Here is a 19,125-nt window from a genome sequence, read left to right on the forward strand (position 1 = left end):
GCCCCGCCATCTGAACGTTACAATGCAATCGTCAATGATTGGCGTAACCCGCCCAAGTGTCAACCTCAAGTCGCGATCGCGCTACTCGCCCGCGAATTTCGCCTTGGTGTCCACCAGGGTGAGCTTGGTCAGCGGCACGCCGGCCTTGGTGAGGCCGTCGCGATAATGCGCGATGTCGGCCGGATTGCGCCAGCGGATGTTGCTCAGGAGGCGCTCGATCGTCATCCACGGATGCTGGCTCAAAAGCGCCGCGACGGCCTCGCCGGCTTCGACCGAGCGTCCGAGCTGCGCCAGCGCGGCGGCGCGGATGGCGAGGCACTGCAGATGGTTCGGGTTCTGATAGTGCGACTCCCGCGCCCAGGACAGCGAGGCGTCGTACTGGCCGAGCATGTAGTGGCTGAATGCGCTCAGCACCGACCACTGATAGCGCGGATCGCTGTTGCCACGCTGGGCCGCGACCGAGAACAGCTCGATCGCCTGGCGGTGCTCGCCGGCGACGAGATGGCAGACGCCGAGCACGCCGCGCGCACCCATGTCGTAGGGATTGAGCTGCAGCGACTTGCGTGCCGCTTCCATCCCGGCTTCCACCCGACCCTGCATGGCGTGGACATAGGCCAGCAGCGAATAGGAGAAGGACGAGCGGGAATCGAGCCGGACGCCGGCCTCGGCGAGCGCCATTGCCTCGTCCCACAGCTCCCGCGAATTCCTGATCCAGCCGAAATGAATGCCCTGCAGCAGGATGGTGCCGAGATAGGTGTGGGCGATGGCGAGACCGGGGTCGATCCTGATCGCCTCGCGGAACAGCGCGATCGAACTCTCGTAGTCGGCCTTGGTCGGCTGGTAGTAGTGCGACAGCCCGCGCAGGAAGCGGTCCCACGCCGTGAGGTCGGTGGTCTTGGACCGCACCGGCACCGCCGCCTCGGCACGGTAGATCTCGGGGATCAGCGCGGTGCACAGATTGGCGGTAATGTCGTCCTGCACGGCGAACAGGTCGCCGATGTCGCGGTCGTAGCGGCCGGCCCACAGCTGCTCGCCGTTCTCCGGCGCGACCAGCTCGGCGGTCACCCTGATCTTGTCGCCGGAGCGCCGCACCGAGCCCTGGATCAGATAGGTCGCATCGATCTCGCGCGCGATCAGGCGGGCGCTCATGCCGGCATGCTTGAAGGCGAAGGTGGAGTTGCGGCTGAGCACGCGGAAGAAGGACTGCAGCGACAGCGCGTGGATGAGGTCTTCCGCCAGGCCGTCCGAGAAATATTCGTCGGTCTCGCCGCTGAGATTTGCGAACGGCAGCACGCCGACGATGGCGGTCCGGTATTGCGCCGGCAGGGTCGTGGCGGACCGCTGCTCGCGGGTCTTCTCCGGCGAGGACGGATCCCAGGTCCAGACGTTGATGGTGTCTTCGATGTTCTTGAAGCGGAACGGCCCGCGGTCGACGAAGGTGACCGTGAGGTGCTTGCTGGCTTCCTGGTAGGCCTTGTGGGAGACGGCAATTCCGCCGGGCGGTGCTGCGGCTTCAAGTCGCACAGCAGTGTTGACGCCGTCGCCGAATACCTCGTCCTCGTCGAAGATGACGTCGCCCATGTTGAGGCCGAGGCGAAACTGCATCACCCGGTCGGCCGGCAAATGAGCATTGCGCTCGGCCATCAGCTTCTGCACCTCGACCGAGGCCGCGATGGCGCCGACGACGCTCGGAAATTCCAGGAGAAATCCGTCCCCTGTGTACTTCACGATGCGGCCGCCGTGATTGAGGATGATCGGGTGGATGGCGCCGCGATGCGCCTTGAACGCGGCATGGGTTCCCGCCTCGTCGGCGCCCATCATCCGCGAGTAACCGACCACATCGGCACAGACAATCGCGGCCAGCCGTCTCTCCATTCCGTCTTTGCTCCTACTCAGGGCGATACCACGGCAACAGCAGTCGAATCCAATCAATTTGCGGAAGCAATGTGTAGGCCATGTGGCGGGCCGGCGACATGCGGTCCGATTGGCTCACGTCAGCCCGGCCCTGATCAGTCCGTCGCGGTAGTGGTCGATGTCGTCCCGGCGTTTCCACCGGATGTTCTTGATGTGGCGATCCAGCGTGAGCCAGGGATATTGCGCGCGCAGCGCGTCGACGGCGTCGCTCGCCTGGTCCGTCGCACCAAGTTGCGCCAGGGTTGCCGCGCGGATCGTCAGCGCCTGCAGATGGTTCGGGTAGAGAAACAGCTCCTCGCGGGCCCACGACAACGCGGCCTCATAACGGCCGAGCAGGTAGTGGCTGTAGGCGTTCAGCGCCGGCCATTGATAGCGCGGATCGCTGTTGCCGCGCTGGGCCGCGATCGAGAACAGATCGATGGCCTGCTGGTGCTCGCCGTTGACCATATGGCAGAGCCCGAGCACGCCGCGCGCCCCCATGTCGTAGGCATTGAGCTCGGTCGCCTTGCGCGCCGCCTTCATGCCGTCCTCATGGGCGCCCTGCATGGCCTGCACGAAGGCCAGGATCGCATAGGCGAAGGAGGAGCGCGCGTCGAGCCGCACGCTGTCCAGCGCCAGGTTCTTCGCCTCGTCCCAGAGCTCGCGCGAGCCCTTGATCCAGCCGAAATTGATGCCCTGCATCAGAATGGTCGCGAGATAAGCGTGCGCGAGGCCGAGCGTGGGATCGAGCGCAATGGCTTGCCGAAACAGCGAGATGGAGATCTCGTAGTCGGCCTTGGTCGGTCGGTAGTAGTGCGACAGACCGCGCAGGAAGCGGTCCCAGGCGGTCGGGTCGGTCGCCGGCGCACGGACCGGAATCGAGGCTTCGACACGATAGATCTCCGGCATCAGCGCCGCGCACAGGCTGGTGGTGATCTCGTCCTGCATCGCGAACAGATCACCGACGTCGCCGTCATAGCGACCGGTCCACAATTGAGCGCCGGTCTCGGGCGCGATCAGTTCCGCCGTCACGCGGAGCTTGTGACCAGAGCGCCGTACCGTTCCCTGAATCAGGTAGGTCGCATCGATCTCGCGTGCGACCAGGCGGGGATTGAGGCCGCGGTCCCTGAAGCGAAACGTCGAGGTGCGGCTCAGGACACGGAAGAACGATTGCAGCGACAGCGCATGGATCAGGTCGTCCGCGAGCCCGTCGGCGAGATACTCGTCGGCGCCGTCGGAGAGGTTGACGAATGGCAGCACGCCGACGATCGCCGTGCGATATTGTGGCGGCAGGCCGGTGACGCTCGTCCCGGCCCGGATCGCCGCCTCGCTGCCGGGCTCCCATGTCCACGCCTGCACCGGCTCCTGCAGGTTCTTGAACTGGAAGCTTCCGGCGCTAGTCAGCTCGATGGGGAGTTGCGGGCCGGCCTCCTCATAAGCCTTGGCCGAGACAGCAACACCGCCCGGGACGGCGATCGATTCGAGATTGACGGCGACATTGATGCCGTCGCCGAAGGCCTCGCCGTCGTCGATCGTGAACTCACCCTTATGAATTCCGAGCCGGAAGCGCATGTTGCGGTCGGCCGGCAGATCGGCGTTGCGCTCCGCCATCAGGGACTGCATCTCGACCCCGAACTGGATGGCGCTGGCGGCGTTGGCGAATTCCAGCAAAAAGCCATCGCCGGTGTGTTTGACGATGCGGCCGGCGTGATTGAGAATGATCGGGTGGATGGCGCCGCGATGAGCCTTGAAGGCGGCGTGCGTGCCGTCTTCGTCGATTCCCATCATGCGTGAATAGCCGGCGACGTCGGCGCAAAGGATGGCAGCGAGGCGTCTTTCCATCACATCGTGCTCCCGCCTCGCGCATACCACGACCGAGGCGGCCGAATCCAACGCTTTTCCGGACCCTATCGCGGCACCTTTGCCATGCGGCCCCGCGCCGGCCTCTGCGGTGCGAGACAGCAATGCCGAGGCCAGGTAGATGATTAGACCGGTATCGTTAGGAAATGTTCAATCATGCTCGGCATTCACGATCTGCCTTTGTTTCTCGTCTCCGGGCTGCTGCTCAACGTCACGCCGGGTCCCGACACCGCCTACATCGTTGGCCGCAGCGCGCAGATCGGCTGGCGCGGCGGGGCCGCTGCCGCTTTCGGCATCAGCACGGGGTGCCTCGTTCACGTGTTCGGAAGCGCGATCGGGTTGTCGGCGCTGCTCACGGCCTCCGCCGCGGCCTTCGCGGCGGTGAAATGGGCCGGTGCGGCCTATCTGGTCTATCTCGGCATCACGCAGCTTCTGGCGCGACGGCCGGACACCGCCAGGGCCAGTGATGCGACGTCGATGCCGGCGGTGACGCTCCGCCAGGTGTTCTGGCAGGGCGCGCTCACCAACATTCTCAATCCGAAGGTTGCGATGTTCTTTCTCGCCTTCCTGCCGCAATTCGTCGCAGCCGATGCGCCGCACAAGGCGCTCGCCTTCCTGCTGCTCGGCACGATCTTCATCGTCAACAGCACGATCTGGTGCCTCGGCGTCGCCGTCGTCGCGGCCCGGGCTGCGCGCCGCGTGCGCGGCTCGTCCGCCGCGCTGCTCTGGCTCAACCGCGCGATCGGCGGGCTGCTGATCTATCTCGGCATCCGGATCGCGATGCTCGAGGCGCGCTGACCTACCAGAGCAACTCGACGACCGCCGTGCCGGCGAGATACAGGCCGAGCAGGATCATGGCGATCAGGAACACACGGCGGAACGCTTCGGCCGGCAGTCGGGATCGCGCCGCCTGGCCCGCGAACATGCCGACAAAGGCGCAGGCCATGGCGACCGCGCCGGGCAGGGCGGTGGCCGTGCTGAGCAGGCCGGAGCTCGTCAGGTTGAACGCCAACGTGACGGTGGCGACCGTGAAGAACACGCCGAGCGCCTGGACCAGCTCGTCCTTCTCGAGCCCGATCGCCTGCATGTACGGCACCGAGGGCACGACCTGCACGCCGGTGGCGGCCGAGATCAGCCCGGTGACGAGGCCGACGATGCCGCCGACCCATTTCTCGTGCGGGGGCGCGACCTTGAAGGCGAACTTGGTGAGGCCGAGCAGGGCATAGAGCATCAGCAAGACGCCGAGCGCGACGTTGCCCCAGCGGGTTGAGGCATGGCTGAGCGCGCCGGCGTTGAGGCAGATGCCGATCGCGGTCCCCAGCATCAGCGGCCAGAGGCGGCTGGCGATATCGCGCAGATAAGGGCCGGCGAAGGTCTGCCAGATGTTGGTGATCACTGCCGGCACGATGACGATGGCGAGCGCCCGGCCGGGCGGCATGGCGACCGCGAGCAGCCCGACCGAGATGGTCGGCAGGCCGAGGCCGAGCGCGCCCTTGACGAAGCCGGCCAAGGTGAGCGCGAGGGCGATGAAGATGAGGATGGGGTCGATCATGGTCGTCACATTGACCAGACCGCGCTGGCGGCACAATGTGGAGGTTACGGAGCAAGCCTTCGTCCAGGACTGAGGCAGGATGACCATGCGTTTCGATCTGGTCGATCTCAGGCTTTTCATTGCCGTGGCCGAGGCCCGCAGCATCACCGGCGGCGCCGACCGGGCGCATCTGGCGTTGGCCTCGGCGAGCGCGCGGATCAAGGGTCTGGAGGACGCGTTCGGCGTCGAGCTGTTCAAGCGCGGCCGGCGTGGCGTGGATCTGACCGCGGCGGGCGAGAGCCTGCTCGATCACGCCCGCATCATCATGGCCAATGTCGAGGCCATGCAAGGCGAGCTTTCGGGCTTCGCGTCCGGCCGCCGCGCCAATGTGCAGCTGCTCGCCAACACGGTCGGCCTCGCCGAGCATCTGCCCAAGGCGCTGGCCGCCTTCCTGCGCGAGCATCCCGACATCAATGTCGACGTCGAGGAGCGCGAAAGCACCGAGATCGCCGAGGCGATCGCGTCCGGCAGAGCGGATCTCGGCTTTGCGGCGGAGCATGCGTTGCCCGAGACGATCGAGCGCTTCGCCTTCGGCGAGGACCGGCTGATCCTGGTCGCCGGGCGGCGCAGCCCGTTCGCAGCCCGCCGGCAGATCGACTTCAGCGAGACCGCGGGGGAGGATTTCATCGGCCTCACGCAGGGGACGGCGCTCAACGTCCATATCGGCCGGCACGCCGCGCGGCTCGGCATCCGCCAGCACGTGCGGGCCAGGCTGCGCGATTTCGACGCGATCTGCCAGATGGTGGCGGCCGGGATCGGCATTGCCGTCGTGCCGGAAGCGGCGGCGCGGCGTTGCGCGCGGTCGATGCCGATCAGCCTCGTCGCGCTGCGCGACGCCTGGGCCGATCGCCGGCTCGTGATCTGCGCTCGCAGCTTCAAGGCGCTGCCGCGTCCCGCGAAGCTGCTCGTCGAGCATTTGCGCCGGGCCGCTGCATGAGACGTCCGGCGACAGGCCGGACGTCTCCGTTCAGTTCGAGGAGGAGCCAGGCCGGTGGAGGCGGGCTCAGCCCGCTGCCAGCCGCTTCAGCGCCGCTTCGTGGACGCGCTTGTCGCCGGCGGCGACGATCCGGCCGCCGTTCTGCGCCGGGCCGCCTTCCCAATCGGTGACGATGCCGCCGGCGCCGTTGATGATCGGGATCAGGGCGGCGATGTCATAGGGCTTGAGCTCGGTCTCGATGACGAGATCGAGATGGCCGGCGGCCAGCATGCAATAGGAGTAGCAGTCGCCGCCATAGCGCGACAGCCGGGTCTCGGCCTCGACCCGGCCAAAGGTGGCGCGATCGGCCTCGTTCATCAACAATGGGCTCGTCGTATAGCACACCGCGTCCGCGAGACGCTCGCAGCGCCGGACCGAGAGCCGGCGCTCGCCGCCGCCGTTCTTGTAGTTGGCGGAGCCGTTGTCGCCGGCGAAGCGCTCGCCGATGAAAGGCTGGTGCATCATGCCGAACACCGGCGTGCCCTTGTGCAGCAACGCGATCAGCGTGCCCCAGGTCGGAAAACCGGCGATGAAGGACTTCGTGCCGTCGATCGGATCGAGCACCCAGACGTAATCGGCGTCCTCGCGCTCATTGCCGAACTCCTCGCCGACGATGCCGTGCTGAGGAAAGTTCGCCTTGATCAGGCGGCGCATCACCGCCTCGGCGGCGCGGTCGGCCTCCGTCACCGGATCGAAATCGTGCCTGCTGCTCTTGTTGTCGACCAGCAGCGAGGTCCGGAAGAACGGCAGGATGGTTTCGCCCGACGCGGTCGCCAGACGACCGATGAAGGCGGAGAAATCGATGACCGTCACAACGCGTCCTTGGGTGAGGGAATCGGGTGGCAATGAGCGGCTATGCCTAGCTCAAAGCGGTCCGGCGTGCATCCGGATATGGAACGCTGGCGTGGCATCTTGGATACCGTTTGGTGTCCGGCCCGCTGGCCGGGCGCGATTGATCCGTCGCTGGCCTCTCATGTGAAAGTGAAAGCGAAACCCGCGGTCCCTCTCGGGTCGTTTGGAATCTCCAATCAAGCCATTGACATCTATGATGAAAAGGAGAGGGCTGGGTCGCGCTGAACGCAACCCGGCCTATGTTTTTTTGCATGGAGAAGGGCGGAAAAACCCTTGCGCTTTGTGCAGCGCGATTGCATATTGTTGCGGTGCGGTAGCGCTTCGCGTTATCGCTGCCCTCCTTGGGCGTTTCCTCCCTAGACTTGGGCCGCTTGTCATTCAAGCGGCCCTTTTTTTTGTGCCGACGCCACCAGCCGAAATCCCTCGTACCGAAAGCGCAGCCGCTCTATTCCGCCGCCGCCTGGAACGGCCCGAGGTCGCCGAGCGGCACCGTCGCCAGCACCTCGGCGAGCACGGCGAGATCGGAAGCGACCTGCGCGAACCGCGGTCCGCGCTCCCTGCGGCGCTCGTCCATGTAGACCGCGCGATTGAGCTCGATCTGGATCGCATGCAAGCCCGTGGCCGGATTGCCGTAATGCTCGGTGATGAAGCCGCCGGCATAGGGCTTGTTGCGGCCGACGGAATAGCCGAGCCGGCCGAGCACGTCCTCGACCAGGTCCGGCAGCAGCGACGCGCAGCTCGTGCCGTAGCGGTCGCCAATCACCATGTCGGGCCGGCGCGGCTCGTCGCGCGAGACGCCGACCGACGGCATCGAATGACAGTCGACCAGGACGACCGTGCCGAACTGCTGGTGCACGCGGTTGATCAGCCGGCGCAGCGCGCGGTGATACGGCTTGTACAGCGTCTCGATGCGGTGCAGCGCCTCGTCGACGCTCAGCCGGTCGCGATAGATCTCCTGGCCGTCGCCGACCACGCGCGGGATCGTGCCGAGGCCGCCGGCCACCCGCATCGAGCGGGTGTTGGCAAAGCTCGGCAGCCGCCCGGTGAACATCCGCGGATCGAGCTCATAGGGCTCGCGATTGACGTCGACATAGCAGCGCGGGAAATGCACCCGGACCACCGGAAACCCGCGCGACAGGAGGTCGCCGATCAATTCGTCCATGAACGAATCTTCGGAGCGCCTGAGCGACGGCAGATCAATGCGCGAGGCCTGGAGGAAATCGTCGGGGTAGGCCGATCCGGAGTGAGGGGAATTGAAGATGATGGGCGCGCGCCATTCGGTCGGCTCCATGATCTCGAACGGCGGCAATTCGCCATCAAAGTCCGTCATCTCTGGGCGCCGTCCCCTTGGTCACGTGCGTCGATGTCACGTCCGTTGATGCGCCGGTATCCTCCGGCCGATTCGCGCTGGACAACGCAGGCACTGCTCTTGCCAACGCACATCTTCGATAATCCGAGCCGTTCTGCCAAGCGAAAAGCAATGAAAAAGTTCACCCGCCGTTTGGAACAACTCTGAGCTGGCGTGCTGTTTCGGTCGAAGACCGCACCTTCAGCCCTCAAATTGCCTTGCCGATGTCGGATCAAAAGGCGCAATCTTTCACCCGAAATTTACCGCCCGTCAGGCTTAGTGGCGGCAACGCTCCGCCTCTCACCCGGACCAGACAACCCCTCGCCATGCACAAAATCCTGCTCGCCGAAGACGACAACGACATGCGCCGCTTCCTGGTCAAGGCATTGGAAAATGCCGGGTTCCAGGTCTCGCCCCACGACAATGGCATGTCGGCCTACCAGCGGCTGCGCGAGGAGCCGTTCGAGATGCTGCTCACCGACATCGTGATGCCGGAGATGGACGGCATCGAGCTGGCGCGCCGCGCCTCCGAGCTCGATCCGGACATCAAGATCATGTTCATCACCGGCTTCGCCGCGGTCGCGCTGAACTCCGATTCGGAGGCGCCCAAGAACGCCAAGGTGCTGTCCAAGCCGGTGCACCTCCGCGAGCTCGTCAGCGAGGTCAACAAGATGCTGGCGGCCTGAGCCGCCGGGGACGGACGTCCGGAACTGGCGGATTATTCCCAATTTCGGCATTTTGCGTCCTTGCCTGCCTGCGTGGGAGCCGATATAGGGACGCCCACCCGAACGGACTTCTGGACTAGGGCACGTAGCTCAGCGGGAGAGCACTACCTTGACATGGTAGGGGTCACAGGTTCGATCCCTGTCGTGCCCACCATCGGCCGATCCGGCCGGTGACCCAACCTCGGTCCATTCTCCGACCTTCGAAGAACCAGGCACCGAGATCCAGGCGCTGACATTGTCGGCGCGTGCGATTTTCCGGTGCACGGAGGCGCACCTGCGCCGAACGCGAGGCCTGCAGAGCGGCATGCCGATGGACGGTCCGGTGCTGGCCGATTTGGCGAACTTGACGTTGTCGACATGATCAAAGGACATGGCTTCGCTGTCTCGCGGCGCGCTGTCGCGTCCGAGGCTTGCTGATCGATCGCCCTCTCAAATTAGAGGGCGCGGGGAATGCCGGGCGCTGGCCGCACCCATGGCCCGCCTGCAGAAAAAAAGCAGGCGGCAGTCACCACAGGTTCAGCCGAGAACACCCGGCATTCCCCGCGCGATGGTTTTGACGGCTGCTTCGCGATCTCCCCGGTGCGCCGGGCTTTCTGGCCACCGTATCGCACAACGTGCTTGCGCACGTTGCGCTGGACATCAGCATCGGGATGCCAGGACCACGCGACTTGACCGTGCGCATCAACGTCGTTCGTCGGCGCGGCTCAGCCACGCTGCAACATCGACACGCCCACCGCATCCCGCCTCGACGTTCGTGACGACCGCGAAGCGCCCCTCTTGTGAGACGGGACGGACGAGAGGAAAACACGATTTCTGGAAAAAAGAAACAGAAATCTTCTTGCTCGAATGGCCGGCGAGGGCGATGTGTTTGAACCGGCGCGCGAAATGAGTTTTTCGGCGCATGCGGTTGGGGCCGCAATCGACCTCGAGCCCGCGGGGATGAGCCGGCACATCGCGCCTTGTACAGGCTGCTTGTGCAGCAGCGATTTGCCCGGCGGGCCGGGCCACTCGATCTTTCGCCGGCGGGTCGTGAGTTTGAAGAGACCGGCCGACGGCCGAACGGACCATTCACCGCGCTGCCTTCAAACCATCGGCGATTTCATCGATCGATGGTCCCGAGGCCGAAAAGCGAGCAGGCTGACGAGAGCGAGTCCCCAAACGCCGACCCCACCGTAAAGCATCACCCATCCAAAGCCTTGGACAAGCGCCTGATGGACGAGCGACTCCGACAGCTCTGGAACGGAAACCAGACTTCCTGCGGCGATCCTCTCGGCGAAGAAGCGCAGATGCGCGGCGTCCAATGAATCCGGCAGCGCATTTTTGAGGTGTGCCAGCACGCCGCTGATCAAGATGAAACCCATCACCGCGATATTGATCGCCAGTGAGATCATCCGGGCGCTCATGTCGATGCCGGACGCCATACCGGCACGATCGCTCGAAACCGCACCCGTTGTCGTATTGGTAACAGGGGTGTTGGTCAGGCCGAGGCCGATCCCGGCGAACAGCGACCCGGGCAGCATCGTCAGCCAGCTTGCCTGCGCGGCGGCGCTACCAAATTTCATCAGAATGAAGCCCAGACCGATCATGAACAGGCCAACGGGAATGACGAAACCGGGCTGATAGCGTAGCGAAAGCCGCTCCGCCAGCGGCGGCACGACGAGCGTCGGAAGGGTGTAGGCAAGCAATGCGAGACCAGCAGAGACACTGTCGTAGCCGAGGCCCGCCTGAAACCAGATCGGCAAATAGATCATGAAGGGCCAGAAGCTGAAGTTCATCGCGGCCGAGCCGATGATTGCGCCGGAAAAAGCGCGGATGCGGAATACCGAGAAGTCGAACATCGGTCGCGGGCTGAACTTTTCGGCGATGATGAAAGCGATGAAGCTCGCGATCGCAACGCCAATGACTCCCAGGGCGGTCGGGCTGGTGAAGCCAAGATCCGGTCCCTGCGTGATGAAGAAAGCGAGACAGAAGACCGACAACGACAGTGTGATGATGCCCGCAACGTCGAGACTGCCGGCCTCGGAGTCCTTCGATTCCTGAACGCCGCTGAGGGTGAGCATCAGTGTCAGGATCGCAAACGCGACATGGACGAAGAACACCCACTCCCAGCTCGAGACCGCGACGATCGCGCCGCCGATGATCGGACCGAAGCCGAGACCAATGCCGAAGATGATCCCCCACCAGCCGAAGGCGATGGCGCGCTGCCGTCCTTCCTGGAATTGATGAGAAAGGATGGCGATCTGACAGATCAGCATCGCGCCGCCGCTGAGGCCCTGGAGAAATCGGGCGCCGATCAGCACCGAGACGTTCTCGGTCACGCCGCAGACAAGCGACGTCACGCCGAACGCGGCGATAGAGACCATGAAGATGCGCTTGCGCCCATAGCGGTCGGCCAGCGTCCCGGTCGCCATCAGAACGGTCGTCACCGCGATCGTATAGGCGTTCATGATCCATTGGAGTTGCTTGAAATCGGCGCGCAGCACCTGCTCCAGCGTCGGCAGGATTGCGGGGATGCTGGAAATCTCCAGGCCGAACATGAGGGACGAGAGGCAGGCGGCGGCCAAGGCGATTGTACTTCGGCGTGTCAGTGCAGGGGTCATGATTCGGCCTTCCGACGTTGTGGTCGGCAATGGTGAAATCCAGCGGTGATGAGAGGAGCCGCAACTCGGTTCGCGTGTCGCGGTGGGACGCAACATAGCCGGGACTTGACCATTCCAGAACTGGATGGTTGGATATTTCAAAGACAGCAAATTTGGATAGATGGGATGACCATACTGGACGTGGATGCCGTCCAGGCCTTCGTGACGATCGCCGATCAGCAGAGCTTCACACGGGCGGCGGAGGTGCTTGGCACCACCCAAGGCGCGATCAGTGTAAAGCTGAAACGGCTTGAAGACCGGCTCGGCCAGAAACTGATCGAACGGACGCCGCGGTTGGTCCGGCTGTCGGCGCAGGGCGCGGTGTTCCTTGAATCGGCGCGCGACTTTCTTGCCGCCCATGACCGCGCCGTCGCGGGGCTATCCTCGACTCGTCGCCGGTTTGCGCTCGGCATTGCCAGCCATGTGGCTGGATCGGAGATTCCGACACTCCTTGCGCGGTTGAACGCACACGACCCGGCGCTCACCATCGAAGTGCGGCTCGACAATTCGCGCAACCTGCTGGACGCTTTCGACTGTGGCGAAATCGATGCGGCGATTATCCGCAGGGAGGACGACCGGCGCGACGGCGAGGTGCTTGCGCCGGAACACTTCGGCTGGTTTGCATCTCCGGACTTCGTGCATCGAGCAGGCGAGCCGCTGCGTTTGGCCGCGTTGTCGCCGTCCTGCGGAGTCCGTGACATCGCCACCCGCGCGCTCGACGCTGCGGGAATAGCCTGGACGGAGGTTTTCCTCGGCGGCGGTTCCTCCGTCGTGTCCGACGCAGTCTCGGCCGGCTTGGCCACCGCCGTATTCTCTTGCCGGCTCGCGCCGGCCGGCACGGTCGAGGTTAGCCGGCGGTTCGGACTGCCCTCGCTTCCCTCGTCCGAAATCATTCTTCTCTCGACACTCTCGGACGCCAAATCCCGCGAAGCGCTTAGAACCCTCGCGACTGCGTTTCGCGAGCACCGTCCACCCTCGGCGTAAATATCGCTTGTCGTCGTCGATCACTCCCCGTCGAGGCGCCCAGGCCGACATCGGCGCTTTGCCCCAGCGTGCGGATGACTGGAAGCCGTTCAGCAGACCGCTGACGTCAGACCACATCGATGGTGGGAAGCCGGGCGTCGTCCGTGATGCAATCCCAGGCGAACCGCCGCGCGCGGTCGAGCCAGACCGCCGGTGCCATGGCCGAGGTTCGAGCCCTTGGTCAGCGGCCCGGCGGCCCAGGTGAAGCGTCCGCCGTCCAGGAGCAGCGCGTCGAGCGCCTTCGGCACGAACGCGGCCACATCAGCCTGCTGAGCCGGCGTCAGCCAATCCCATCCGAGCAACAGCGGGATGACGTTTGCCTCGTCGGGTGGACATGAATCGAGCTAACATGTCCACTCGTGGACAATTGCTCGCTGAAGCCCGCGTCATGTTCGCAGACGATATCTTTGGACACATCGTCGATCGTGCGTATGAGCTCCTGGGCGTTCCGCCTCTCGTCGCCGCCGAAGACCCATGCCTGGAACCAAAAAGTGGCATTTTGCGCGGGCATCCCCATATTAGGTAGATGGCAAAATGGCAGAAATCGAGCACGCGGCAACCGCATAAGACGAAGGCCGAGCTCCGTGAGATGCTGACCGAGGCAGTCCGGAATACGGCGAGTTCGGGCCCGCGACCGAAGCGCCTGGCGAAACTCGACGGCGTTGCTGATGGGGCGGCGGCTTCCGTCGATTAGGCTTCTGCGTCCTGGCCTGGTTCGTTCAGTCCATACGAGCGAAGTCTTTCGAAATTTCGTGAAGGAGTTATGATGCGCAAGTTTCCCGAGCCCGTCAACGTCGGGCCGTCTGGTCAACGTATTGCTTACTCGTAGCGCAGCGCTTCGATGGGATCGAGCCGAGCGGCCTTTCGCGCGGGGTAGTAGCCGAAGAATATGCCAACGGCTGCCGAGAACAGGAACCCGCCGGCAATCGCGGCCAGGGATATCGGCGCCGGCCAGCCTGTGAGGATGGAGATGGCGACGGACAACGCCGCGCCGATGACAATTCCCACGATGCCGCCGCTGACGCTGATGAAGATCGCCTCGGCAAGAAATTGTAGCAGGACGTGCAATCTCCGCGCGCCAATCGCCATCCGTAGTCCGATCTCCCGCGTTCGCTCCGTCACCGAGACGAGCAGGATGTTCATGATGCCGATGCCGCCGACCACAAGCGAGATGGACGCCACCGCGGCCAAGAGGAGCGCCATGATGCGGCTGCTTCCCTCCGCGGTCTGCGCAATCTGACTGAGGTTGCGCACGGAAAAATCGTTGATGGTGCCTGGGCGGATGCGGTGACGCCGCGCCAGGATTTCAGTAGCTTGATCGATCGCCGCCTGGATCCCGGCCTGATCCACCGCCTGCACGTAAATCTGATTCACATACCCGGTCATGCGCGGTTGAAGCCCATACGGATTCGGCGGCGTCGGATAAATCCAGTTGATCGCCGTTTGCTGCTGGCTTGGGGCGGCAACGCCGATAATCTTGCGCTCGGCGGTGGTGAACGGAACCATGATCAGATCGTCCTGGTCCTGCCCAAAAGATGTCTGTCCCTTGGTTTCAAGAATTCCGACCACCCGCAACGACACACCCTTGGCCTGCACCGTCGCCCCGATCGGATTCTGAGAGGTGCCGAAGAGTTGCCGGCGCACGGTCTCGCCGAGGACCGCGACCAGCGCCGAGCTTCGCTCGTCCTCCGGAGTGATCGCCCGCCCTGCGGCGATCTGCCAGTTCGTCATCGGAGGATAATTGGCGCTTACGCCCTGAATGCCGGTGGTCCAGTTCTGGTTCGCAAAGCGGATCAGCCCCGGCTGGCGGATGAGGTAGCTCACCGCCCCGGCGGCGGGTGCCTCCTGCCGGATCGCCCGGACGTCGGCAACGGTCAGCGTCGAAGCGCTTCCGGAGCCCCCCCGAGCGCCCCCGCTTGTGGCGGCGCCCGGCAGGATGACCACGAGGTTGGTCCCGAGCCTTGCGATCTCCTTTCGGACCGCCTCGTTCGCCCCCTGGCCGACGGACACCATGACAATCAATGCGGCGACGCCGATGAAGACTCCAAGCATTGTCAGCGCTGAACGCATCTTGTTGCGCCAGATCGCCTCGGCGGCCGCCGTCATCACCATCCAGGCAAAGGGCCATGATGCGACCGACATTGCGACGTAGGCCGACCGCTCCCTGGGCTGGACCAATTTGTCCGCCGTCCCGCTCGCCGGCTGCGGCGCCTTGGCGGGCTTTGTCTTCTTCACATCCGTGATGATCTGGCCGTCGCGCATGGTCAGCACGCGATCGGCAAAGGCCGCGACATCCGGCTCGTGGGTCACCACGATGATGGTGACGCCCTGTTCGCGATTGAGCGAGCTGAGCGTCTGCATGATCTCGTTGGAGTTGCGGGTATCGAGATTGCCGGTCGGCTCATCCGCCAACAGCAGGCTCGGCTGATTGATCAGGGCCCGCGCGATTGCCACCCGCTGCTGCTGCCCGCCCGACAACTGGCCCGGCGTGTTGCGTTCCCGGTCGCGCAGCCCGAGCTTGTCCAGAACCGCGCGAGCCCGCTCGAAGCGCGCGCTCGCATGGCTCTGGCCGGACATCGCGTACAGAAGCGGCAAGGCGACGTTGTCGATGGCGCTGGTGCGCGGCAATAGATTGAAGCTCTGGAATACGAACCCAAGCCGCTCGCTGCGAAGGCCGGCGAGATCCGGCTCTGCAAGCTGCGCGACGTCGATGCCGTCGAACCAGTAATGACCGGCGGTAGGCCGATCGAGGCAACCGAGGATCGACATCAGCGTCGACTTGCCCGATCCGGACGCGCCCATGATGGCGATGAACTCGCCATGTTCGACGATCAGGCTGACGTCCGAAAGCGCGCGAACGTCGATGTCGCCGACATGATATGTCCGCGACACTCCCTCAATCCTGATAACCGGCTCCGCCATGTGCCTTCAATCGTTGTAGCCGATGCGATCAGAGGCGGGGCCGCGGCACGCTGGAACGTGCTTTCGCTGAATTCCGTTGCTCCGCGACGATCACCCGGTCGTCGATCTTCAGGTCGCCCTGCACGATCTCCGTAAACTCGTCGTCGTCGAGCCCGACCATGACCTGAACCGGCACCGGCGATCCGTCCCGCAGCACCCAAACGCGCGCTTGTTTCGTGTCGCCAAGGGCGGTCCCGGTCGGGACATAACGCAACGCCCGGTTCGGAACTCGGAGCACGCCGCTGCGCCGATCGACGATGATCCTTGTCGCCGCCGTCAGGCCCGGCTTGAGCGCCAGATCAGGGTTGTTGACGCTCACGACGACATCGTAAGTGATGACATTCTGCACGGTTTGCGGGGACTGGCGGACCTGGGTCACCGTTCCCTCGAACAGACGTTTCGGATATGCGTCGACCGTGAACGTCGCCTTGTCGCCATTCTTGATGCCGCCGATGTCGCTCTCGCTGACATTGGCGTCCACCTGCATCCTGGTGAGGTCGGTCGCGATCAGAAACAAGGTGGGAGTCTGGAAACTCGCCGCCACAGTTTGTCCCATGGTGACGGCGCGCGAAACGACCGTGCCATCGACCGGCGAGATGATGTTGGTATAGTCGAGATTGACCTGTGCCGCGGCGAGCACGGCTTCGCGCTGCTGGATGGTGGCCCCGTCAAACGCAATTTGCGCCAGAGCCTGATCGTACACGTTTTTCGCATTGTCGTAGGCGTCCTCCGACACGGCGCTTGTCCTGACGAGCGTGGCGAGGCGTTCCAGGTTGGCCTTGGCATAGGTGAGCGATGCCTTGTCCTTCTCCAGTTGCGCTTTCGCGATGGCGAGACTGGCTTTCGCCTGATCGACGATGCTCTGATAGGGGCGGGGATCAATCTTGGCGCAGCTTTGTCCGCGTTTGACCTGCGTGTTGTAATCGCAACTCAATTCCTGGATCACGCCGGAGACATAGGTCCCGACAATGATCGTCAATTCCGGATTGACCGACCCCGTGGCGTTGATGTCGCGCGCGATGTCGCCGATCGCAACAGATGCTGTCTCATATCGAACTGAAGCGTCGCCGCTGAACGACCACCAGATGCCCAGGGATGCAGCAAGAAGCAGTGCCGCGATCCCAACGAGAACCCAGCGCCTCGTCGCAAATCGTGGCTGTACGGCCGGCTCGCTGACCGGGCGTCCAGTCGATGGACGCGGCACATAGGGCAGAGCTTCCCTGCTTTCGGCCGCAGCACCAGTGCCGAGCTGCGTGTTCATCTCGCTTTGGCTCCGGGCCTGGGATGATGGTCATTGCCACCATAGGCTACGGCTAGGCCGAATTGTTGATTGGGATCAAGGTATACGGCCCGGTGCCGGCCAAGGCCAACGACGCGGCTATCGTTGTTCGTGAAAATGGCGAGATGGAAATGTTCATTCGACAGGCAAAGGGCGACGAGGAACTTCCGCCCGGCCAGGTCGTTCTGGCCCTTTTCGGAATGACATTTCACGATGAGCGAGTGCGCAGACTGTTGGCGCAAATTGTAAAAGAGAAGCAAAGCCCAACATGACGTCGCCGCAGGTCGTCGTGCGCGCGGCGCCGGATCAGTCGGCTTGGGGTGCGGAGTTCATCAGATGATGGCGGTGAAAAGGTGCGGCGAAGTTAGACCTCACGCGAGGGGCCGGCACCGTCGCGGTCCTCGTTGAAGAGCGCTCTCAGCAAACGCCAAAGTTCGCGGTGACCAGCTGTTTGACCGCCCTGCGTCAGATAGTCCGAAATATCCATTGTCGCCGTTTGGTATTCGATCGTGCCCCCAATGCCAGTCTCCAAACGCGCCACCTCCCGCTCGACATACAAGTTCTTGGTGTCTGTATCGAAGACAAGGAAACAGCGATCCTCGCGTGTGATATCGGGGCCTTTTACCTGGCGATACAGTTCCCTTTTTAGGAAGGCCATTGTCCGCTCCCGACGAGGACGATGCGATAGCTATGTGTCTTGGGTTAACAAGGTTCTGCCCCTTGTAGCGGCGTCATAGATTTCGATTTTGAGCATCGGATAAGTCGACTTCAGTTTACGACCTGATGCTTCGGCCGCTTCGGCCGTCTCAAACGCCGACTTGAAGTGCCCGTCGACAATGACCACAAATCCTTCCGACGGCGGCCGGTCGGCACGTGGCACCTTCTGCTCAGACTCCTCAATTGAGCGAACTGACTTCTTCATCGGAGCTCTCATTCTATCGCAGAGGCGTGACGGAGGCTCGCTGAGACCAAGAAGCCGATCAAGCTACGAAGTCTCATTCGATCGCGGCACCGGAGAAGGCGAATGACCAAATCCGGAGACCGCGACCGGCTTACCTCGGTCTGGTCTCCGGCTTTCTGCCGCGCAGAACTAAGCGGCCTTGCCAGGTGCGGCGGCCTTGTTCGGTGCGGGGCTTGCGCTCGGTGGAGCACCTGTCTTGATATCGATCGTCTTGGTGGTCTTCACCGCCTTGGCCGGCTTCTTGATTGCGAGATGCAGCACGCCTTTGTCGAAGTGAGCTTCGACGGCTCCCTCTTCCGGCTCGAATGGGAGAGACATCGATCGATAGAATGAGCCGTAGCTGCGCTCCTCGACGTGCCAGTCCTTTTCGTCTTTCGTGCTCTCCGCCTTCTTCTCGCCGGAGATAACCAGCTGGTTGCCGTCCAGGCTGACCTTGATATCTTTGTCGTCCACGCCGGGAAGTTCGGCGGTCACTTCGAAAGCATCCTTGGTCTCCGCCACACTGACTGCTGGCGCCCCGGCACCAATGCTGGGAGAAGGCAAACCCTGATCGAAAACGCGAAGCGCGTTCTCCATTTCACGCCGCATGGCCCTGAATGGGTCGAATGCAGGCTCCTGGCTGGTAGTCCACAATCTCGGAAGGCTCATCTGGTTTCTCCGCAGGTTGAAGAAAGAGAAAAACAGCCTGCTCCTCGCGGTCATGGCGACCTTGATGTAGCGCAAAACCGCGGGGGTAATTTCGAGGCGGAAAGGCCGGCATGACGATAAAGGTGAACGCGTCAACGGAGTTGACATAATCACAGCAACAAGCTTTGGCGCCGCTGCGCGGCGCATGTTTAGCCGTGACATTCCCAAACGCAGATGAGCGCTACCGCGTCTCTTCTGTATATCTTGGATTAATCGTGCCCTCAGCATGGCACGTGGCGGCGACGATAGCGGTAGGGACAACCGTATTGGCCTGGTGCGTAGTAGCCCGGCGCGAAATGGCCGGGTCGGTAGGTAGCGGCTCCAGCTTCG

18 protein-coding genes and 1 tRNA gene are annotated in these 19,125 nt (G+C 63.6%); 6 read left to right on the forward strand and 13 right to left on the reverse strand.

The window, feature by feature from the left end:
* Positions 1 to 81 precede the first annotated feature (81 nt).
* Positions 82 to 1,875 (reverse strand): adenylate/guanylate cyclase domain-containing protein, encoded by a 1,794-nt coding sequence (locus tag QX124_RS01825; RefSeq protein WP_315795953.1) that lies wholly within the window; start codon positions 1,873 to 1,875, stop codon positions 82 to 84.
* A 114-nt stretch (positions 1,876 to 1,989) separates the two neighbouring features.
* The gene (locus tag QX124_RS01830) at positions 1,990 to 3,735 is read right to left on the reverse strand and encodes an adenylate/guanylate cyclase domain-containing protein (protein WP_315777898.1); all 1,746 of its coding nucleotides are present in this window, start codon (positions 3,733 to 3,735) and stop codon (positions 1,990 to 1,992) included.
* 174 nt (positions 3,736 to 3,909) lie between these two features.
* Here QX124_RS01830 and QX124_RS01835 point away from each other — a divergent pair, with 174 nt between their 5' ends.
* Positions 3,910 to 4,551: a LysE family translocator gene (locus QX124_RS01835; protein ID WP_315795955.1), complete on the forward strand. Its 642-nt coding sequence runs from the start codon at positions 3,910 to 3,912 to the stop codon at positions 4,549 to 4,551.
* A gap of 1 nt (position 4,552) precedes the next feature.
* On the opposite strand, the gene QX124_RS01840 is transcribed toward QX124_RS01835, so the two are convergent.
* The gene (locus tag QX124_RS01840) at positions 4,553 to 5,305 is read right to left on the reverse strand and encodes a sulfite exporter TauE/SafE family protein (protein WP_315795957.1); all 753 of its coding nucleotides are present in this window, start codon (positions 5,303 to 5,305) and stop codon (positions 4,553 to 4,555) included.
* An 85-nt stretch (positions 5,306 to 5,390) separates the two neighbouring features.
* Between QX124_RS01840 and QX124_RS01845 the strand changes: the two genes are divergently transcribed.
* Positions 5,391 to 6,281 (forward strand): LysR substrate-binding domain-containing protein, encoded by an 891-nt coding sequence (locus QX124_RS01845; protein ID WP_315737053.1) that lies wholly within the window; start codon positions 5,391 to 5,393, stop codon positions 6,279 to 6,281.
* Positions 6,282 to 6,347: 66 nt separating this feature from the next.
* Here the strand turns inward: QX124_RS01845 and hisN are convergent, their stop codons facing one another.
* Entirely contained in the window at positions 6,348 to 7,133 is a 786-nt protein-coding gene (hisN, locus tag QX124_RS01850) for a histidinol-phosphatase (protein ID WP_315795959.1), read from the reverse strand.
* Positions 7,134 to 7,617: 484 nt separating this feature from the next.
* Complete coding sequence (locus QX124_RS01855; protein ID WP_315736485.1) at positions 7,618 to 8,502, reverse strand: N-formylglutamate amidohydrolase; 885 nt, start codon at positions 8,500 to 8,502, stop codon at positions 7,618 to 7,620.
* A 344-nt stretch (positions 8,503 to 8,846) separates the two neighbouring features.
* Here QX124_RS01855 and cpdR point away from each other — a divergent pair, with 344 nt between their 5' ends.
* Positions 8,847 to 9,206 (forward strand): cell cycle two-component system response regulator CpdR, encoded by a 360-nt coding sequence (cpdR, locus tag QX124_RS01860; RefSeq protein ID WP_006610087.1) that lies wholly within the window; start codon positions 8,847 to 8,849, stop codon positions 9,204 to 9,206.
* A 118-nt stretch (positions 9,207 to 9,324) separates the two neighbouring features.
* Positions 9,325 to 9,399: transfer RNA gene (locus QX124_RS01865), tRNA-Val, on the forward strand.
* A 527-nt stretch (positions 9,400 to 9,926) separates the two neighbouring features.
* Here the strand turns inward: QX124_RS01865 and QX124_RS01870 are convergent.
* Positions 9,927 to 10,313 carry a hypothetical protein gene (locus QX124_RS01870; RefSeq protein WP_315795961.1) on the reverse strand — a complete coding sequence of 129 codons (387 nt, stop codon included), beginning with the start codon at positions 10,311 to 10,313 and terminating at the stop codon, positions 9,927 to 9,929.
* Positions 10,314 to 10,327: 14 nt separating this feature from the next.
* The gene (locus QX124_RS01875) at positions 10,328 to 11,845 is read right to left on the reverse strand and encodes an MFS transporter (protein WP_315795963.1); all 1,518 of its coding nucleotides are present in this window, start codon (positions 11,843 to 11,845) and stop codon (positions 10,328 to 10,330) included.
* Positions 11,846 to 12,010: 165 nt separating this feature from the next.
* Here QX124_RS01875 and QX124_RS01880 point away from each other — a divergent pair, with 165 nt between their 5' ends.
* Positions 12,011 to 12,868 carry a LysR family transcriptional regulator gene (locus QX124_RS01880; protein ID WP_315795965.1) on the forward strand — a complete coding sequence of 286 codons (858 nt, stop codon included), beginning with the start codon at positions 12,011 to 12,013 and terminating at the stop codon, positions 12,866 to 12,868.
* Positions 12,869 to 12,957: 89 nt separating this feature from the next.
* On the opposite strand, the gene QX124_RS01885 is transcribed toward QX124_RS01880, so the two are convergent.
* From QX124_RS01885 to QX124_RS01895, 3 genes are all read right to left on the reverse strand, one after another.
* Entirely contained in the window at positions 12,958 to 13,167 is a 210-nt protein-coding gene (locus QX124_RS01885) for a hypothetical protein (protein WP_315795967.1), read from the reverse strand.
* Positions 13,168 to 13,726: 559 nt separating this feature from the next.
* Positions 13,727 to 15,829: an ABC transporter permease gene (locus QX124_RS01890; RefSeq protein WP_315779135.1), complete on the reverse strand. Its 2,103-nt coding sequence runs from the start codon at positions 15,827 to 15,829 to the stop codon at positions 13,727 to 13,729.
* A gap of 28 nt (positions 15,830 to 15,857) precedes the next feature.
* Complete coding sequence (locus tag QX124_RS01895; protein WP_315771215.1) at positions 15,858 to 17,129, reverse strand: efflux RND transporter periplasmic adaptor subunit; 1,272 nt, start codon at positions 17,127 to 17,129, stop codon at positions 15,858 to 15,860.
* Between the two features lie 65 nt (positions 17,130 to 17,194).
* Here QX124_RS01895 and QX124_RS01900 point away from each other — a divergent pair, with 65 nt between their 5' ends.
* On the forward strand, positions 17,195 to 17,419 hold the full coding sequence (locus QX124_RS01900; RefSeq protein WP_315795969.1) for a hypothetical protein: 225 nt from the start codon (positions 17,195 to 17,197) through the stop codon (positions 17,417 to 17,419).
* A gap of 92 nt (positions 17,420 to 17,511) precedes the next feature.
* Here QX124_RS01900 and QX124_RS01905 read toward each other — a convergent pair whose 3' ends face one another.
* The 3 genes from QX124_RS01905 to QX124_RS01915 form a co-directional block, all read right to left on the reverse strand.
* A complete protein-coding gene (locus QX124_RS01905) occupies positions 17,512 to 17,805 on the reverse strand; it encodes a hypothetical protein (protein ID WP_315736492.1) in 294 nt (97 codons plus the stop codon).
* A gap of 30 nt (positions 17,806 to 17,835) precedes the next feature.
* Positions 17,836 to 18,069, reverse strand: a complete 234-nt coding sequence (locus QX124_RS01910) for a hypothetical protein (RefSeq protein ID WP_315771217.1) — start codon at positions 18,067 to 18,069, stop codon at positions 17,836 to 17,838.
* 168 nt (positions 18,070 to 18,237) lie between these two features.
* Positions 18,238 to 18,756, reverse strand: a complete 519-nt coding sequence (locus QX124_RS01915) for an Hsp20/alpha crystallin family protein (protein WP_315795972.1) — start codon at positions 18,754 to 18,756, stop codon at positions 18,238 to 18,240.
* Between the last annotated feature and the right edge of the window lie 369 nt (positions 18,757 to 19,125).

This window comes from Bradyrhizobium sp. SZCCHNRI3043, from assembly GCF_032377735.1.
Taxonomy (GTDB): domain Bacteria; phylum Pseudomonadota; class Alphaproteobacteria; order Rhizobiales; family Xanthobacteraceae; genus Bradyrhizobium.

What these genes read in the sequence shown, in the direction of transcription:
- QX124_RS01835 (WP_315795955.1), top strand. Translation starts at nt 3,910, where the DNA reads ATGCTCGGCATTCACGATCTGCCTTTGTTTCTCGTCTCCGGGCTGCTG.
- QX124_RS01915 (WP_315795972.1), bottom strand. Translation starts at nt 18,756, where the DNA reads ATGAGCCTTCCGAGATTGTGGACTACCAGCCAGGAGCCTGCATTCGAC.
- QX124_RS01845 (WP_315737053.1), top strand. Translation starts at nt 5,391, where the DNA reads ATGCGTTTCGATCTGGTCGATCTCAGGCTTTTCATTGCCGTGGCCGAG.
- QX124_RS01840 (WP_315795957.1), bottom strand. Translation starts at nt 5,305, where the DNA reads ATGATCGACCCCATCCTCATCTTCATCGCCCTCGCGCTCACCTTGGCC.
- QX124_RS01830 (WP_315777898.1), bottom strand. Translation starts at nt 3,735, where the DNA reads ATGGAAAGACGCCTCGCTGCCATCCTTTGCGCCGACGTCGCCGGCTAT.
- QX124_RS01855 (WP_315736485.1), bottom strand. Translation starts at nt 8,502, where the DNA reads ATGACGGACTTTGATGGCGAATTGCCGCCGTTCGAGATCATGGAGCCG.
- QX124_RS01905 (WP_315736492.1), bottom strand. Translation starts at nt 17,805, where the DNA reads ATGGCCTTCCTAAAAAGGGAACTGTATCGCCAGGTAAAAGGCCCCGAT.
- QX124_RS01880 (WP_315795965.1), top strand. Translation starts at nt 12,011, where the DNA reads ATGACCATACTGGACGTGGATGCCGTCCAGGCCTTCGTGACGATCGCC.
- QX124_RS01870 (WP_315795961.1), bottom strand. Translation starts at nt 10,313, where the DNA reads ATGGTCCGTTCGGCCGTCGGCCGGTCTCTTCAAACTCACGACCCGCCG.
- cpdR (WP_006610087.1), top strand. Translation starts at nt 8,847, where the DNA reads ATGCACAAAATCCTGCTCGCCGAAGACGACAACGACATGCGCCGCTTC.
- QX124_RS01910 (WP_315771217.1), bottom strand. Translation starts at nt 18,069, where the DNA reads ATGAAGAAGTCAGTTCGCTCAATTGAGGAGTCTGAGCAGAAGGTGCCA.
- QX124_RS01890 (WP_315779135.1), bottom strand. Translation starts at nt 15,829, where the DNA reads ATGGCGGAGCCGGTTATCAGGATTGAGGGAGTGTCGCGGACATATCAT.
- QX124_RS01895 (WP_315771215.1), bottom strand. Translation starts at nt 17,129, where the DNA reads ATGAACACGCAGCTCGGCACTGGTGCTGCGGCCGAAAGCAGGGAAGCT.
- QX124_RS01875 (WP_315795963.1), bottom strand. Translation starts at nt 11,845, where the DNA reads ATGACCCCTGCACTGACACGCCGAAGTACAATCGCCTTGGCCGCCGCC.
- QX124_RS01825 (WP_315795953.1), bottom strand. Translation starts at nt 1,875, where the DNA reads ATGGAGAGACGGCTGGCCGCGATTGTCTGTGCCGATGTGGTCGGTTAC.